At 42.4% G+C, this 665-nt stretch carries 2 protein-coding genes; one reads left to right on the forward strand and one right to left on the reverse strand.

Features of this window, described 5'->3' with window-relative positions:
- Positions 1–318, forward strand: a 318-nt coding sequence (locus DK415_RS09430; protein ID WP_109433410.1) for a hypothetical protein, incomplete at its 5' end; no start/stop codon positions are given.
- Positions 319–338: 20 nt separating this feature from the next.
- Here DK415_RS09430 and DK415_RS09435 read toward each other — a convergent pair.
- On the reverse strand, positions 339–665 hold a 327-nt coding region (locus DK415_RS09435; protein WP_109433411.1), incomplete at its 5' end, for a DNA repair protein.

The raw sequence follows: 665 nt of genomic DNA on the forward strand, positions 1-665 counted from the left end.
AAGCAAGATGAGCTGACGGTGCAAATGCAGTGTTTGTCACAAGAGATTAACGCATTAGCTCAACCTTATATGCCGAAAGAACCAAAACCGCAGCCCTTGATTACGATGCGATTAGTCGCTCAAGTCTTACGCGAAAATCCCGATTGGATGTTTTGTGGGGAGATCGCTGAAAAGACCTTAGCATTGTTGGGAAAACCACAATTTGTTGGTATGGGCGATAAGCACTATAAGACTGTCAATCGAATACTGGTTAAATTGCGTAAAAGAGGAATTATTGAACGTTGCTTCAGATCTTCGCGATTAAAGCCTTTGGAATAGAAAATAGCGGTATTTATCCGCTATTTTTGTTTCAGTCGCCATTTGACATCGGTTACGCCTCTTTCTAACCGTTCTACTACGCCTTTTGTCAGCCAATGTTTTAACGCGCCACGCACCGAAACCGTATGCTTCGGACGAACGATAGGGTCTTGTCTGTCTTTTATTAAGACAATCTCAGTGATTTCATTGACCGTGAAATAATGGTCGGGTTGGGCTTTGAGTACCGCTAAGACCATTGGTCTTAATTTTCCACGGAATCTATGTTTGTAGGTTCGATACGAATAAATCTCAGTATCGTATTCATCGGTTAAGGCTTCATCTTCCATCACTTCAAGGGCATCGTTGAG

Origin of the sequence: Aggregatibacter segnis, assembly GCF_003130075.1 — a bacterium.
Classification (GTDB): domain Bacteria; phylum Pseudomonadota; class Gammaproteobacteria; order Enterobacterales; family Pasteurellaceae; genus Aggregatibacter; species Aggregatibacter segnis_A.